Raw genomic sequence first — 15,080 nt, 5'->3', positions numbered from 1 at the left:
TCTTCCTCGCGAACGCAACGGTCCTCGTGCACCGCCACGAAATCGCCGCGGGTGAGAATGCGGCGGCTCAGGGTCCGGAGTAGCCCAGCGCGGCCGCAGCGCGATGCAGGCGCACCATGGAGGCCGTGTACTGGGCGGTGAGGCGCTCGGACCCCTCGGGCAGGCCGCGGACGGGATCGTTGTTGTCCTCGTTGTCCGACAGCTTGATCAGGATCGCGCCGAGATTGCCGCTGTCGATGATCGTCGCGATGCGCTCCTCGTAGGTCTGGTGGCCGGGCGGCTTGGTCAGCAGCTCCACCATCTCGATGACGGGCGTCGCGTAGCCCAGCCGGCGCAGGTCGTCTGCCGTCGTCCCGGTGTCCTCGATCACGTCGTGCAGCCAGGCCGCCTGGGCGACGGCCTCGGGATCGAGGTCGAGCCCGGCCTGCTGCGCGTGGCGCGCCCGCATCTCGGCGGCTGCCGCGACGCGCTCCAGGTGCTCGATATAGGGTGCTCCCGCTCTGTCGGCCTGCCCGGCATGCTGGACCCGAGCGAAGGCTTTGGCATCTGCGCTGGTCATCATGGCTCAATCACCCTCGCCAGTCGGATCGCGGTCCTCACCGCCATCGGCCGCTGTGCCGCGGGTGCATTCTCGCGCATCGGCGCGTCGGGCGTACAGGGGCGTGCCGGGGCGGCCGCCTGAAGCGCCGCTGCCGGGCTGTCGGGCCTGCCTGCGATGGGGCCGGGGACCTCGCCCGGGAGAGGGCAGCGGGCCGGATCATGGAAGAGTGCGATCAGGTTGCCCGGCCCGCTGGCGACGCTGTGAACGGGGTGATCGCAGCGCCGCACCCCCATGTGGCATCGGCCGGCGCGGGTCGTCTCTCACCCAGGATAAGCGTGGCCTGTCGTCACGGGGGCCGTGCCCAAGGGATGGCGGGCAGGACGCCGCCATGCGTGCCCACCGCCGCGATGAGCGCGCCGATCCGCCTCCCGGTCCCCCTGGGCCACGCGGCCTGAGCCTCACGGCGACGCCGTGCCCATCCGGGTCTCCTCGACGAACCGCTCACCCGCGTCATCCAGGGCGGCGCGGCCCCGCCGCCCCAGGGGCGGGTGGATATAGAGCGCCTTCGGATCAAGCTTCGCCACGCGCTGCACGGGCGGAGGCGCCATCCGGTAGCGCACCTCACGGGCATGGTCCGCCAGCTGCAGCCGCGGATCGAACACGCTGTTGAACTTCCACAGCATGCGCAGGAAGTTGGTCTGCCCGCGCAAGAGGTGGCGTGCCGAGATGCCGGCCGTCTCCGCCAAGACCCGCCAGCCGAGATGCTTGCGGTTGAGCACTTGCTGAGTTCGCACCAGCTCGGCGTAGAATTCCGGCAGCGGCAGCCTCGTCGGCAGCACCGCATGCTGGATGTCGTAGAGCCGGTAATCGAGGCTCTGCAGCGGACGCGTCTCGGTGCGCCAGATCTCGGTTCCGGGATAGGGCGTGTTGACGCTGATGTTCACGATCTCGGGGATCTCCAGGCACCATTGCCGGATGGTCTCGAAGCGGTCGCGATCCCAATCCGGATCGGCGATGAGATTGATCGCCACCGTGATTCCGAGCGAGCGGGCGAATTCCAGCGCCTCGAAATTCTTGTCGAGGCCGACCCGCTTGCGGAAGCGCTTCAGGCCCTCCTCGTCGATGGCCTCCAGGCCGATGAACATGTACTTGAGGCCGATCTTGCTCCAGAAGCGAAAAACGTCCTTGTTGCGCAGGAGGACGTCGCCGCGGGTCTCGAGGTAGTACTCCTTGCGCACGCCGCGCCGTGCCAGGCCCTCGCCGATGGCAAGCCCGTGCGCCTCGTGCACGAAGGCGACGTCGTCGACGAGGAAGATGCCGGGCTCCCGAATGCCCGCGACCTCCTCCACCGCGCGCTCCGGGCTCATGGCGCGGTACGAGCGGCCATAGAAGGTCCAGGCCGAGCAGAAGGTGCAGTCCCATGGGCACCCCCGCGCGAACTCGACGGACGCGCAGGGGTCGAGCATGCCGATGAAGTATTTGCGGCGATGTCGGAGGAGATCGCGCGCGGGACGCGAATCGTCGAGCGAGGTGATGAAGCGGGGCGGGGGGCCGGCTCCGTCGAGGGTCACGGCACCGGGCACCTGCGCGACGCTCGCGCGGTCCTGCGCGACGGCCTCCAGAAGCTGGGGCAGCACGGCCTCGCCCTCGCCTTTCAGCACGCAATCGACCGCGCCGTTGCCGTGCTCCAGCAGCTCCTCGGCCGTGAAGGAGGCGCTGTGGCCGCCGATGACGACGAAGCAGCGCGGGAGGTCCCGCTTGGCCGATTTCGCGAGATCGATGATCTCCGGAACATTCGCCAGATAGTTGCACGAGAAGGCGATCACGTCCGGGCGAAACGAGCGCAACAGACGGTCGAAGTCGGCGTGGGACTCGACCTGCAGGTCGATCAGCGCGACCTCGTGCCCGGCGGCACGAGCGGCGCCCGCAACGATCTCAAGCCCGAGCGGCTCAAGGCGCAGGAAGATCTTGGTGTACATGAGCCCGCTGGGATGTACGGCGAGAAGCTTCATCGGCTCGCTCCGTGAAGTCTTGAGGGCTGTCGTAAATTCTCTGGACCGGCAGTTTGCCTCAAGGTCATGTCGATGAGCGCCTGAACGCGCGAATGGTCGAAGAATACGGCCTCAAACCTGGCCGGATTGCTCTCTGGTGCAGCTCGCATCGGTTGCGGGGTTGAGCCGTCTGGAGCCGAGCCCGTGAGGCGGTCGCGCCGGGACAAACCGCCGAGGCCAGGGCCCGACGCCATCCTCAGCTGAGAGGAAGGTGCAGCCCTCTTGGCTGCACCCTTGGCCGCACCGCGCCGATATCGGACGGAACGGGGCTGGCCATCTCGATGGCACCGGTCCACAGCCGCCACGGCATCGTGGTGTCGACGAATTCCGTCTCGTCCAGGCGGCACAGGCGTTGACCATCGGATGTCACCACCATGCGGAATGGCGCCCGCGCGCAGGGTCCGATCAGCACGACCGTCAGAACGTTGCGGCCAGGATGCAGCCACTGCGTCACGTCGTAGGTGAAACCGTCCTCGGCAGGATCTCTGCCTTCGAGGGCAGGTTCAGTGACAGCAAAGGTATTGAGGCAGACGATAGCGCGGTTTCCTACACCTGACATCGTCAGGTGTATCCGCTCTCCGGCATGAAGATGCATGGATCAACCTCGCGGTTGAGCCATGTTGAGCCGTTCCTCACGATTTCGACAAGCAGAACAATCAGCGAACAGGCGAGTTTCATGCCAACCTTCAAACATTAACAAGCTTATTCAACGAGTTAGGTGTGCGACATTCTCGCGCTTCCGGGAGACGGACGATGCCTGTGCGTCCGGTCGGAGGGCACGCAACCCGATCGCTCGAATTCGGTCATGGCCAAGCCGGTCCGGTGCTGTCCGGTCTCTGCCGCCTGGTCAAGGTCTGCCAGGCGCTTCTCGAAGTGTCCGGCAGACCTTGAATGCTCCCTTCTGTGGCAACCAACCCGGCCCTCATGCCAAGGCGCGTGGCAACTTCCACGCATGTCAGGTTCGATCGAGGGGCACCCGCGCTCCGGGACCCGTCCGGCAGGGCCCGGCTGCTCGGGACGGACGAGCTACTCGGCGGCGGCGAGCCTCTCGCCAGACGCGGTCGGGCTCCTCGCAGCCTCGGTCCCGCTGCGCTGGTGGCGTGAGCGCTTGCCGGCGGCCGGCTGCTGCGTCTCCAGCTCCGAGCGGATCAGCCGCCGCAGCTCGCGGGCGCCGAATTCGGGCCGGAACCCGGCCGCCGCCAGGTGATCGACCAAGCTCGGATCCGTCGCCAGTTCGACGCCCTGGCCCTGCGCCGTCCGCCGCACCCGCTCGAGCTGCAGCGCCACGATCGCGCGGATCTCCGCCCGGCCGAGCGCATGGAAGACGATGATCTCGTCGATGCGGTTGATGAATTCGGGCCGGAAATGGCCCCGCAGCACCTCCATCAGCTCGCGCTTGAGCTTGGCGGAATCGTCCGCCTCCGTCCCGCGCAGGCGCAGGTTGCGCTGGATGATGTCCGCCCCGAGGTTCGAGGTGGCGATGATCACCGTGTTGGTGAAGTCCACCACGCGGCCCTTGCTGTCGGTGAGCCGGCCGTCGTCGAAGACCTGCAGCAGGGTGTTGTAGACGTCCGGATGCGCCTTCTCGATCTCGTCGAGGAGCACCACCGCGTAGGGCCGGCGCCGCACCCGCTCGGTGAGCTGGCCGCCCTCCTCGTAGCCCACGTAGCCGGGCGGCGCGCCGATCAACCGCGCGACCGCGTGGCGCTCCATGTACTCGGAGTCGAGGCGGATTGCCTGATTACGGATCGGGCGCAGGTCGGCATCGAGCCCGGCCGCCTTAAGCAACTCGTCGGCGGTGCGGATCGCCTCTTCGCCGATCCGGCTCTCGCGCAAGCCCCCGCCCACCACGATCCGCTCGGTGCCCCGCCAAGCCTCGACCGAGAGGAAGCGGCGCACCACGTCCGCAATCGCGCCGGCGAAGTGACGGATGGCGTCCCGCAGCAGGCTGGAAGCGGCCCCGTCCAGGTCCGCCAGGCGGTCGAGCGCAGCGTGATCGCCGCTCGCCACCCCGCCGAGGGGGTCTTCCCCTGCCAGGCGCCGCGTCTTGCGCAACTTGTCCAGGATCATCGGAAAGGCCTGGCTGCGCACCCGGTCGCTGACAAAGCCCGTCTCCTCGCGCAGGGCGAGATTGTAGCTGTCGATCCGCAGACCCGCGATGAATTCGGCACCGTGCTGGCAAATCATAACGTCAAGTCCACCCTGGCGTGATCGCCGGCAGCGGAACGTTGCTGAAGCGGAGCGCTACGGGCGCAGTACGACAGGGGTGTGAACTTCGCCGATGATTGCGGGCAGGTGCTCCTCGTCGGCATCGTTGGGGAGCGCCCGGCGGTCCGAGCCAAGCGGACCTCGACTGGGCGACGGTTCCGGGCGGAGCAACGACGCGAGCGATAGACGATGCTGCGACCGCCGGCACCGTCACCGCTCGAGCGCCGCAAGCACGACACGAGGCGCCGAACTATGACCGTCCAGACATTGCGGTGCTCGACCTTTGCGCGAGCACGAGATCGAGTTCGCGGAGAATCGTGCACTTCGCCCGCAACTCGTTTGAGCGTTTCATGCGTTTCATGGTCGGCTCCTACCCACGAGCGGAGCGTGGATGGGAAATGATAACTGCCGGGAAAGGTTTTGGTTCAGGTGGCCTCGATCGAATCCAGATCCTCACGCGGGTGCCGGTGCGGGGGTCAAAGACTGTGAGGGTCATCAGGGTTCCTCCGGTTCGGGCCGGGCACGTCTCCGTCTTCCCTGGAAGGATCATCGCCGGGCTGGCCGCAAGGCGATAATGCCGTTCCGGCATGGAGGTGATGCAGAAAGCTCTGGTAAAGAGCCTCAATGGAAAAGCTTGAGATCCAGGCGGTCGGGTAGCGCCAAAGGCGCTGCATCGGGTCCATAAATTCCCCGCATTATACAGCGATCGCATCGTCGAAGATGCTGTTCCCGTCGGCCACGGAGATGATCTCCGGGGTTAAATCAAAGGAGCAGATCGATGCGCAGCCTGACTTTGGCGGCGGCGCTCGGCCGCTACGATTGGCCGGCGAGCCGGTTCGACCCGGGCCGCAAGCCGCCGGTGCCCCCGTGATCCGGGTTCCGGACGATCGGTTCGGAAACCGGATCACCAAGCCCGCGCGGCGCGGAGCAGAACTCCGCGCCGGCGTGAGCGAAGCCGAAATCCGCCTTGCCGCGCGATGGCGACAGCAATCGCCGAGCAAGCAATCGGATTTCGGATGAGGCCGGCCCCGGGTCGATGGGGCAGGCCGAGAGCAAGGCGTCGGCGCAGGGCGTGAGCGTCAGCATGTCGGCCGCGCTTGCGAAGGAACCTCTCGGCATCGCGGACCGGCGCCCCGGCGGCGCGGCCGGTGCTTCTTTCGCGCCGTTCCCTCTACTCCTTCCGGATAGGTTCGCCGTGCCGGCCCGCGCTGCACCCGCCTTCCCTAGCCGAAAGAGCTGATTTGCGGGCCTCGGGTCCCGAAATACCATTCAGCTGCGCTGGAAGCGATCGATGCCGACCAGAGATGATTTGGCGTTTTTCGGCAAGTCTCGCAGGTGCGGGGGCGATTCCTTGTCTCGAACGGGCATCATGTGCACGACGATTGGCGGCTGCCGGATCGCCGGGCCTCTCGGGGCGGCGCGGATCCGCGTGGTGACGCGTAACGGCGCGCTCTCCAGGGATGCCTGCGCGCGGGCGGGGCGCGTGCTGTCGCGGGTCGAGCCCCTGCATGGGCAGGAGATTCCAGCCGCGCTCGGCCGTTGCCTGCCGGCTGACGGCGCCCGCATGCGCCGCCCGCAACTCCGGGCCGGGCTGGCCGCGGCCGATATCCAGGTGCGCGAGGGAATCGTCCTCGACCGGGACCTCCGGCTCAGCGTGCCCGAGCGGGCGATCACCCCGCCGGTCTTTCTCGAAACCGACTCCAGCAGAGCAGGACTGGCATCATGAAGATCGCTATCATCGGTTCCGGCTATGTCGGTCTGGTCTCGGGGGCCTGCTTTGCCGATTTCGGCCACAATGTGGTGTGCGTCGACAAGGACCCGGCCAAGATCGAGGCGCTCACGGCCGGCCGCATGCCGATCTTCGAGCCCGGCCTCGACACCCTGGTGGCTGACAACGTCCGCCAGGGCCGGCTCTCCTTCACCACCGACCTCGCCGCCGGCGTGGCGGATGCCGATGCGGTCTTCATCGCGGTGGGCACCCCCTCCCGCCGCGGCGACGGCTTTGCCGATCTCAGCTTCGTGTTCCAGGCCGCCCGCGACATCGCCCAGGCGCTCACCCGCTTCACCGTGGTGGTCACCAAGTCCACCGTCCCGGTCGGCACCGGCGACGAGGTCGAGCGCATCATCCGCGAGAGCCGCCCCGCGGCCGAGGTCGCCGTGGTCTCCAACCCCGAATTCCTGCGCGAGGGCGCGGCCATCGCCGACTTCAAGCGGCCCGACCGCATCGTCATCGGCGCCGAGGAGGCCCGCGCCGCCGAGGTGATCAGCGAGCTCTACCGCCCGCTCTACCTCAACCAGGCGCCGATCCTGGTGACCAGCCGGCGCACCGCCGAGCTGACCAAGTACGCGGCCAATGCGTTCCTGGCCACCAAGATCACCTTCATCAACGAGATGGCCGATCTGTGCGAGCAGGTCGGCGCCGACGTGCAGCAGGTGGCCCGCGGCATCGGCCTCGACAACCGGATCGGGCCGAAATTCCTGCATGCGGGCCCGGGCTATGGCGGCTCCTGCTTTCCCAAGGACACGCTGGCGCTGGTCAAGACGGCGCAGGATGCCGGCAGCCCGGTGCGGCTGGTGGAGACCGTGGTGGCGGTCAACGACAGCCGCAAGCGGGCGATGGCCCGCAAGGTGATCCTGGCCTGCGGGGGCAGCGTGCGGGGCAAGCGGATCGCGGTGCTGGGGCTGACCTTCAAGCCGAACACCGACGACATGCGCGACGCTCCCTCCCTGGCGATCATCGCCGGGCTCCAGGATGCGGGAGCGCGGGTGGTGGCCTACGACCCCGAGGGGATGGAGCAGGCCCGTCCGCTTCTGAGCGGGGTGGAGTATGCGGAGGATCCCTATTCCTGTGCGGAGAAAGCGGACGCGCTGGTGATCGTGACCGAGTGGAACGCGTTCCGGGCCCTCGACCTCGCCCGGCTGCGGGCCGTGATGGCCGCCCCGGTCCTCGTCGACCTGCGCAATGTCTACGGAGCCGCAGAGGCGACCCGCCACGGTTTCCACTACCTCGGCGTCGGCGGCCGGCGGGAATTGCCGGTTGCGCCGCAGGCGGTTCCTGCCGCGGACGCCATCGACGCGTGATGGTGGGATCGGCGGGCCGGCCCGATCGCTCCTGGTCGCCCGGTCCGGCCTCCCGCGCCGGACCCGCACCCCCGCCTCACCCGGAGCCGGCTCGACCGTGAGCGAGGATCCGCCCGCGAGCCCTCATGCCGGCTCCGGCCTGCCCGCCAGGGAGATCATGGCCCGCGTCCGCCGACCCGGAGCGTGCACGCGGAGAAGCGCGAGGATCTGGCTCTTTCTTTTGAGAACCGGATGCTCGACCAGATGCCATGAGATGCAGGCGAAGACTCCCGCCACGATGACGCTGATGATCCCGTTCCAGTACCAGATCCGCAGATCGGGAAGTAGCTGCGCGATGAGCTGTTGCGTCGGATAGCCATACAGGTACAGGCCATAGGAGTAATCGCCGGTGGCGACGAACCAGATCCTGCGCGGATTCTTGGCGCCCAGCCAAACCGTGGCGTAGGCGACGGGAAGGGGGCTCAGCGACATCAGGTGAACATCGCTCAGGCAATACCACGACAGGGCCGCGGCCAGCACGAAGTATGGAAAGCGGCTGGGAACCTTGTCCTTCCACATATAGAGCAATATCCCGGCCAGGAACGACAGGATCAGCAATCGTGCGGGCGGGCCCGAGCCGATCAGCGCCTGCTGATCGCGCATCAGCCCGTATGCGCTCATGACGGCCAGCGCGAGCGCGATCAGGGCGGGTCGGCGGGTGAAGCCGATCAGAGCCAGCCCGGTGAGGAGGGCGTAGCATTCGAGTTCGCGGGGGATGGTCCACAGCTGAAGATTGACAGCCGGACCGGCCGGGTTGCTGCCGAAGACGCCTGGCAGGAAGTAGTGGATAAATCCGGTCGCGTTGAGCAGATACAGATATAACGATTCGTCCGTGAAATAAGCGCCGAGCGAATATGTGGTTATGAACGGCCCGATGATGATCGCAAAAGTCGTCACCTCGAAAAGCAGGGCAGGGTAAAGGCGCATGGCGCGCAGCAGCAGAAATCCGGCGATGGTGTTCCTGAGGGCGCTTGCCGCGACCAGGAAGCCGCCGAGCGCGAAGAATGCAGGGAGAATGAAGAAGATCGCGGGCCGAATCGGCCCCGTCCAGAACGGCGTCTCGGCCTCCAGCCCGTAGCAGACGATGACGGTGTGCCAGGTTATGACTGCCAAAGCCAGAAGCAGCCGGAGATAATTGAAGCCGGAAGGATTGTTGTCTGCCGTCTCCATTTCCTGTCCGAGACTCATCGCCATGTCCATGCCCGTTGCTTGCGGCATTTGCTATCTTGCTGTACTTTCTCAAAAGCGTGCCGCTGAGCATTTGGAATTCGGGAGGGTCGATCTCCTCTTTGGTATATGTCGTTGCTGGAAACTTGCAGCGAAGTCCGGCGGCGTGAATCCATGCCGCTGCGGGCGTTGATCGCCGCGCGCCCGGAGGGCAGGCTGCTCGGCGGCCCGGGTGGGCCCGGCGTGAAGGTCCTCGCGCTCACGCTCGCCCTCGATGCGCAGGGAGGCCGGTGCCGGACGGTCATGGAAGAGGAGTGGCGCGAGCGTGACAGGCGGCCGTCGCCCGACGCCCCGTGGGCCAGGGCCCGCCGGGAGAGGGGAGGGGGCCTGAAGATCTTCCGCGGCGCGGCGCCCGGGGGCTGCAAGATCTGCGAGATGCTCACCACTGCGCGGGCCCGGCATCGGGATGGCCTCGCCGTGGGGGCCTCCGCCGGCATTCCGGTGCGCGAGGCGGTGCCGGCTTCGACCCTCGACCGGGGCGAGGCCCTGATGCAGCGCCTGCGGGAGGGCGAGGTCTACCGGCCGCGCCCGGTCGAGCGGGCGCTCGGGCACGGCCTCTCGCCCGAACTGCCGGTCCCGGACAAAGCCGCATGAGCACCCGCCTGCGCATCCTCGTGATCGACGACGAGCCGCCGATCCGCAAGCTCCTGCGCATGGGGCTCTCGAGCCAGGGCTACGAGGTCGCCGAGGCCGGGACCGGTCGGGCCGCCCGGCAGGCCCTGGCCCAGGCGGCGGTCGACCTCGTGATCCTCGATCTCGGCCTGCCGGATATCGGGGGGCACGACCTCCTGCGCCTCATCCGGGAGGGCTTCCCGAGCCTGCCGGTGATCGTGCTGTCGAGCCGCGGCGACGAGACCGGCAAGGTCGAGGCGCTGGATCTCGGCGCCGACGACTACGTCACCAAGCCCTTCGGCATGAACGAGCTGCTCGCCCGCATGCGCACCGCCCTGCGCCACCAGCTCGCCCAGCAGGGCGAGCGGCCGGTCTTCCGGGTCGAGGACCTGACGGTCGATCTGGTGCGCCGCCTCGTGCGGGTCGGGGACCGGGAGGTGAAGCTGTCGCCCAAGGAATACGACATGCTGCGGCTCCTCGTGCAGCATGCCGGGAAGGTGCTCACCCATGCCTTCCTGCTGCGGGAGATCTGGGGCGCGGTGGCCGACCCGCAGTACCTGCGCGTCTACGTGCGCCAGCTGCGCCAGAAGATCGAGCCGGACCCGGAGCGACCGCGCTACATCCTGACCGAGACCGGCGTCGGCTACCGCCTGCGCGCCCCGGACTGATGGGCGGCCGCAACGGCCGCAATGCCATGCCGGCCGGACTCGGCCCGCCATGCGATCAGCTGGGCGTGTCCGATGGCCGTCTCGTTTAACCTGTCCTCTAACCTGTCCTTCCGGGCTGCGGAGCCGTGACGCCGATGCGCGACTTCCTCTAGCGCCCCGCGCTCATTCGGCCCGTGAAGAAGCGGGCGATCTCCGCGGCCGCCAGATCCGGCGACTCGACATGGACGAAGTGGCCCGCCTCCTCGGCACGGCCTGCCTCCAGATCGGTGAAGGTCTCGGCCAGCCGGTCCATCCAGACGACCCGGATGATCGGGTCGCGCGCCCCCCACAGCACCCGCGTCGGCACCGTGATCGGGGGCAGGGGCAGTGCCGTCCCCTCGATGACCTGGCGGCGCGACGGCGCCGCGGAGAGATACCAGTCGAACCCGCCCTGAAGGTTGCCCGGTCGCAGGAAGTTGTCGACGAACCGGTCGAGCAGGGGCGCGAAGGTTTCGGGATCGGCGCTCCAGTGCCGCAGGAAGTGGCCGATATAGGTCGCGCAGCTCTCCCGCGAGGCGCCGACGAGCGCCGCCGCGAAGGGCTGCTGGTGGAAGTACTGGTACCAGGTCTCCTTGAGATGGCCGGCCTCGGCCCAGCGCGGCCCGATTCCGGGCGTCGGGCAATTGAAGAAGAACAGCCCGGAGAGCCGCTCCGGATGCCGGCGGGCGAAGGCCTGCATGACGTAGGCGCCGACATCGTGCCCGACGAGCCCGACGCGGGCGAGCCCGAGCGCGTCGAGGAGCGCGAGGAGATCGGCCGCGTGCGCCTCGGCATCCACGGTCGGGTCGGGCGGGGCCAGCGGATCACGCCCGGTCTCTCCGAAGCCGCGCAGGTCGGGCGCGACGAGGTCGAAGCGGCCGGCGAGCCGCGCCATGAGCGGTTCCCAGGTCGCCCAGAACTCGGGCCAGCCGTGCAGGAGCACGAGGGGCGGGCCCTCGCCGCAGCGGGCGACATGCATCCGGATGCCGCGCACAGCGACGGTGCCGTGACGGATCTCCGGTCCCGGCGCGGACGGCGTGCCGCTCGCGGGCTCGGTCGATGGGCTCATGGGTCCCTCCGGCTCTCACGCCTCGAGCATAGCCCGGATCTTGGTGGCCAGCGCGTCGACCGCGAACGGCTTGGTGATCATCTGCATGCCGGGCCCGATCTGGCCGTTGCCGAAGGCGGCGTTCTCCGCGTAGCCGGTCATGAACAGCACCCTCAGATGCGGGCGGAACAGGCGGACCTGATCGGCGAGCTGGCGGCCGTTGATGCCGGGCAGGCCGACATCGGTGATGAGCAGGTCGACATGGACGTTCGACTGCAGGAGGCGCAGGCCGGCCGGCCCGTCCGGCGCCTCCAGGGCCTGATAGCCGAGCTCCTGCAGCACCTCGATGACGAGGGCGCGGACCGTGGCGTCGTCCTCCACCACGAGCACCGTCTCCCCTCGCTCGGCCCGCGGCGCCTCCCCGCGCGTCTCGGCCGGCGGCTCGACCTCGCCGCGGTAGCGCGGCAGGTAGAGCTTCACGGTCGTGCCCTGTCCGGGCTCCGAGTAGATCTTGACGTTCCCCTCGGATTGCGTAGCGAAGCCGTAGATCATCGACAGGCCGAGGCCGGTGCCCTGGCCGAGGGGCTTCGTGGTGAAGAAGGGGTCGAAGGCGCGGGCGATCACGTCCGCCGGCATGCCGGTGCCGGTATCGCTCACACTGAGGCAGACATACTGGCCGGCCTTCACGCCGATCTCGCGCGCCGCATGGGCCTCGTCGAGACAGGCATTCGCGGTCTCGATCGTGAGGTGCCCCCCGTCGGGCATCGCGTCCCGCGCGTTGATGGCAAGGTTGAGGATCGCGTTCTCGAGCTGGTTGGGGTCGCAGAGGGTCAGCCACAGGCCGCCCGCCACCGCGATCTCCAGGCGGATCTGCTCGCCGAGCGTCCGGCGCAGCAGCTCGTCCATGGAGCTCACGAGCCCGTTCACGTCGACGGGCCGCGCTTCGAGCGGCTGCCGGCGCGAGAAGGCGAGCAGGCGATGGGTCAGCGCGGCCGCCCGCTGGGCCGAGGCCATCGCGAGGCCCGCGTAGCGGGTGAGGTTCTCGGTCCGGCCCTCGCCGATGCGGGTCTGCATCAGGTCCAGGGAGCCGACGATGCCGGTGAGCAGGTTGTTGAAGTCGTGGGCGATGCCGCCGGTGAGCTGGCCCACCGCCTCCATCTTCTGGCTCTGGCGCAGCTGCGCCTCGGCCTGCTCGCGCTCCGCGATCGCCTCGCGGACGCGGGCTTCGAGCGTGTCGTTGAGCTCGCGGAGCCTAACCTCTGCCTGCTTGGTCGCCGTCACGTCGTAGATGACCCCGACATGGCGCAGGTCCGAGGTCTCGTTGTCGCGGATCGCCTCGCCCCGGCGGGCGAGCCAGCGGATCTCCCCGCTATCGGCGCGCCGCACCCGCATCTCGGTATCGGGCAGCTCGCCCACCTCGCTCAGGCCCGGATCCATGAGCGGCGGGTCGCCCTCGACCACCAGGGCGTTGACCGCGCTCGCCGCCAGGATCTCGGTCGGCATGAGGCCGAGGAGGCTGCAGAATTGCGGCGAGACCGCCACCGTGGCGAAGCCCGGCACGTACTCGAAGGCGCCGACCTGGCCGGCCGTCTGCGCGATGCGCAGGCGCTCCTCCATGCGCTTCTGGTCGGTCGCCTCCACGAGGACGCCCGTGAATCGCACCGGCGCCTCGTCCGGGCCGTAGTGGCAGCGCCCGCGCGCATGGACCCAGCGCACCGTGCCGTCGGGCGCGCGCAGGCGATACTCCTTGTCGAAGACCTCCGCCCCGTTGAGCATGGCGCTCACGGCGAGCCGGATGCGCGTCCGGTCGAGGGGGTGGATGCTGGCGAAGAAGGCGCTGGTCGGGACGCCGGCCGGCTCGACCGGCACCGCGATGCCGTTGAGCAGGGCGAAGCGCTCGTCGACATGCAGCCGGCGCCTCGGGATATCCCAATCCCAGGTGCCGGCGATCCCGGCCGCCGACAGGGTGAGCGCGAGCTGGCGCTGCACCTCGGCGAGACGGCCCTCGGCGGCGCTCAGGCGCGTCTGGGCGGCCTCGGCCTCGTGCGCCAGCGTCGCGTCGACCTGCGAGGCGAAGAAGTTGATCAGACGGCCCGCCTCGTCGAAGACCGGACAGACGAAGAGCTCGTTCCAGAACGGGCGGCCGTCCTTGCGGTAGTTCAGGATCGAGGCCCGGATCTCGCGGCCCTCCGCTATGGCGGCGCGGATCCGGGCGACCGTGGCCGGGTCCGTGTCCGGCCCCTGCAGCAGGCGGCAGTTGCGCCCGACGAGATCCTCCTCCGCATAGCCCGTCAGTGCCTGAAAGGCCGCGTTCGCGAAGACGATCGGGTTGTCGGGCAGGTGGGGGTCCGTGAGGATCATCGGCTGGCGCGTGCGCTCCAGGACCGTGATGAACGGACCGGCCTGCCGGTGCACCGCCGCCCGCGCCGTCGCGATGGACTGCTCGTCCGCGGCCGGAGGCATTTGACGGCCGTCGCTCATGATCGCGGCCCGGCGGGCATCCGCGGGATTGGGGTTGCGCGCATCAGCCGCCCGTCTCGCCGATGGCGCGTGCGATGAAGTCGTCGATCAGGACCCTCAGGTTCTCCAGCGACGGCAGGTCCATCAGCATCGCGATGTAGCCGCGGATGTCGCGCTCGCGCACCGAGAAGTTGATGTAGAGGAACAGGACGAGGGCGGTGGCGTCGCCGCCGGCCAGGGGCCGGAAGATCCGGATCCCGTCGCCGCGCAGCACCTCGGGCAGCGACATCGTCAGCGTGCGCTGGAGCATGTTCGCCATCGTGGCGAGGCAGCCGTTCAGGATGATGTTGCCGGTCTCACTGAGCGCCTCGTCCTCGAGCGCCGCCACCTCCTCGGGGGAGAGATCCTCGCCCGTCACGGCGCGGACGAGTTCGCGGCCGGTCTCCTGCGGGAAGATCAGGAGGGCGCGGCCCGAGAAGGCGCCCTTGAAACTCTGGTGGACCACCACGAGGTCGGTGGCCTCGCGCTCGGCCACGAGCCGCGCGGCGTCCGCCCGCGAGACGATCTCGATCGAGGGCACCGAGAGCAGCACCTGCACGCCGATCATCTTGCGCAGGCTCGCCGCGGCGCGGCTGACGCCGATATTGACGAGTTCCGTGAAGGCGTCCTGCTGGAGCGCGGAGAGTTCGACCGGCGCCGTGCTCACGGCGATCCCCTGCGCAGGCGCAGGGCCGCGCCCGAGACGAAGCCGGATAGGATCTCCTCGGTCAGGGGCTTGGGCAGGAAGGCCGCATCGACGCTGCGCGCCCGCGCGACGATCTCGTCCTGGATATTGGCCGAGATGACCGCGATGGGCATCTCGGGCCGCGCTGCGCGCAGATCCGCCGCGAGGGCGAGGCCGTCGCGACCCGGCATGTTGAAGTCGAGGAGCGCGACGTCGATCCGCTGGCCCGCGATCAGGGCCAGCGCCTCGTCCGCATTCGCGGCCTCGGCCAGCGCCCAGTCCGGTCTGATCTGGCGCAGGAGCTTGCCGACGACGAGGCGGGCAAGCTTGCTGTCGTCGACGATGAGGGCTGTAACGGACATAAGAATGATCACGCGGTGGGACGAAAAACTCGGCGATGACG

General features: G+C 68.7%; 12 protein-coding genes and 1 pseudogene. 4 read left to right on the top strand and 9 right to left on the bottom strand.

What is annotated here, in order from left to right:
- Positions 1 to 67: 67 nt before the first annotated feature.
- The 4 genes and pseudogenes from MNOD_RS03795 to MNOD_RS50270 all read right to left on the bottom strand — a co-directional run.
- On the bottom strand, positions 68 to 562 hold the full coding sequence (locus MNOD_RS03795; protein ID WP_015927517.1) for an HD domain-containing protein: 495 nt from the start codon (positions 560 to 562) through the stop codon (positions 68 to 70).
- A gap of 437 nt (positions 563 to 999) precedes the next feature.
- Positions 1,000 to 2,553 (bottom strand): hopanoid C-3 methylase HpnR, encoded by a 1,554-nt coding sequence (gene hpnR, locus MNOD_RS03790; RefSeq protein WP_015927516.1) that lies wholly within the window; start codon positions 2,551 to 2,553, stop codon positions 1,000 to 1,002.
- A 235-nt stretch (positions 2,554 to 2,788) separates the two neighbouring features.
- Positions 2,789 to 3,187 carry a hypothetical protein gene (locus MNOD_RS03785; protein ID WP_015927515.1) on the bottom strand — a complete coding sequence of 133 codons (399 nt, stop codon included), beginning with the start codon at positions 3,185 to 3,187 and terminating at the stop codon, positions 2,789 to 2,791.
- Positions 3,188 to 3,723: 536 nt separating this feature from the next.
- A pseudogene (locus tag MNOD_RS50270) lies at positions 3,724 to 4,326 on the bottom strand (AAA family ATPase); the annotation flags it as partial.
- Between the two features lie 1,843 nt (positions 4,327 to 6,169).
- Here MNOD_RS50270 and MNOD_RS03770 point away from each other — a divergent pair.
- Complete coding sequence (locus MNOD_RS03770; protein WP_043747994.1) at positions 6,170 to 6,526, top strand: hypothetical protein; 357 nt, start codon at positions 6,170 to 6,172, stop codon at positions 6,524 to 6,526.
- Positions 6,523 to 7,881, top strand: coding sequence for a UDP-glucose dehydrogenase family protein (locus MNOD_RS03765; RefSeq protein ID WP_015927511.1), 1,359 nt, complete (start codon positions 6,523 to 6,525; stop codon positions 7,879 to 7,881). Before MNOD_RS03770 ends, MNOD_RS03765 begins: the two co-directional genes overlap by 4 nt.
- Before the next feature lie 123 nt (positions 7,882 to 8,004).
- On the opposite strand, the gene MNOD_RS03760 is transcribed toward MNOD_RS03765, so the two are convergent.
- Positions 8,005 to 9,138 carry an acyltransferase family protein gene (locus tag MNOD_RS03760; RefSeq protein WP_083786299.1) on the bottom strand — a complete coding sequence of 378 codons (1,134 nt, stop codon included), beginning with the start codon at positions 9,136 to 9,138 and terminating at the stop codon, positions 8,005 to 8,007.
- A 123-nt stretch (positions 9,139 to 9,261) separates the two neighbouring features.
- Here MNOD_RS03760 and MNOD_RS03755 point away from each other — a divergent pair, with 123 nt between their 5' ends.
- Together MNOD_RS03755 and MNOD_RS03750 are read left to right on the top strand one after the other, a co-directional pair.
- Positions 9,262 to 9,741 (top strand): histidine kinase, encoded by a 480-nt coding sequence (locus tag MNOD_RS03755; RefSeq protein WP_043747992.1) that lies wholly within the window; start codon positions 9,262 to 9,264, stop codon positions 9,739 to 9,741.
- Positions 9,738 to 10,427 (top strand): response regulator, encoded by a 690-nt coding sequence (locus MNOD_RS03750; RefSeq protein WP_015927509.1) that lies wholly within the window; start codon positions 9,738 to 9,740, stop codon positions 10,425 to 10,427. The genes MNOD_RS03755 and MNOD_RS03750 overlap by 4 nt, the downstream gene beginning before the upstream one ends.
- 148 nt (positions 10,428 to 10,575) lie before the next feature.
- On the opposite strand, the gene MNOD_RS03745 is transcribed toward MNOD_RS03750, so the two are convergent.
- From MNOD_RS03745 to MNOD_RS03730, 4 genes are all read right to left on the bottom strand, one after another.
- Positions 10,576 to 11,514, bottom strand: coding sequence for an alpha/beta fold hydrolase (locus MNOD_RS03745; RefSeq protein ID WP_015927508.1), 939 nt, complete (start codon positions 11,512 to 11,514; stop codon positions 10,576 to 10,578).
- A gap of 15 nt (positions 11,515 to 11,529) precedes the next feature.
- Positions 11,530 to 13,956 (bottom strand): PAS domain-containing protein, encoded by a 2,427-nt coding sequence (locus tag MNOD_RS03740; protein WP_157091373.1) that lies wholly within the window; start codon positions 13,954 to 13,956, stop codon positions 11,530 to 11,532.
- A 61-nt stretch (positions 13,957 to 14,017) separates the two neighbouring features.
- Positions 14,018 to 14,659 (bottom strand): chemotaxis protein CheX, encoded by a 642-nt coding sequence (locus MNOD_RS03735; RefSeq protein WP_015927506.1) that lies wholly within the window; start codon positions 14,657 to 14,659, stop codon positions 14,018 to 14,020.
- The gene (locus MNOD_RS03730; RefSeq protein ID WP_015927505.1) at positions 14,656 to 15,039 is read right to left on the bottom strand and encodes a response regulator transcription factor; all 384 of its coding nucleotides are present in this window, start codon (positions 15,037 to 15,039) and stop codon (positions 14,656 to 14,658) included. Before MNOD_RS03730 ends, MNOD_RS03735 begins: the two co-directional genes overlap by 4 nt.
- Positions 15,040 to 15,080: the final 41 nt, after the last annotated feature.

It is taken from the genome of Methylobacterium nodulans ORS 2060, from assembly GCF_000022085.1.
GTDB classification, from domain to species: Bacteria; Pseudomonadota; Alphaproteobacteria; order Rhizobiales; family Beijerinckiaceae; genus Methylobacterium; species Methylobacterium nodulans.
Note: the sequence above shows the minus strand (reverse complement) of the source record. Positions and strands in the feature narration are given on the sequence as shown.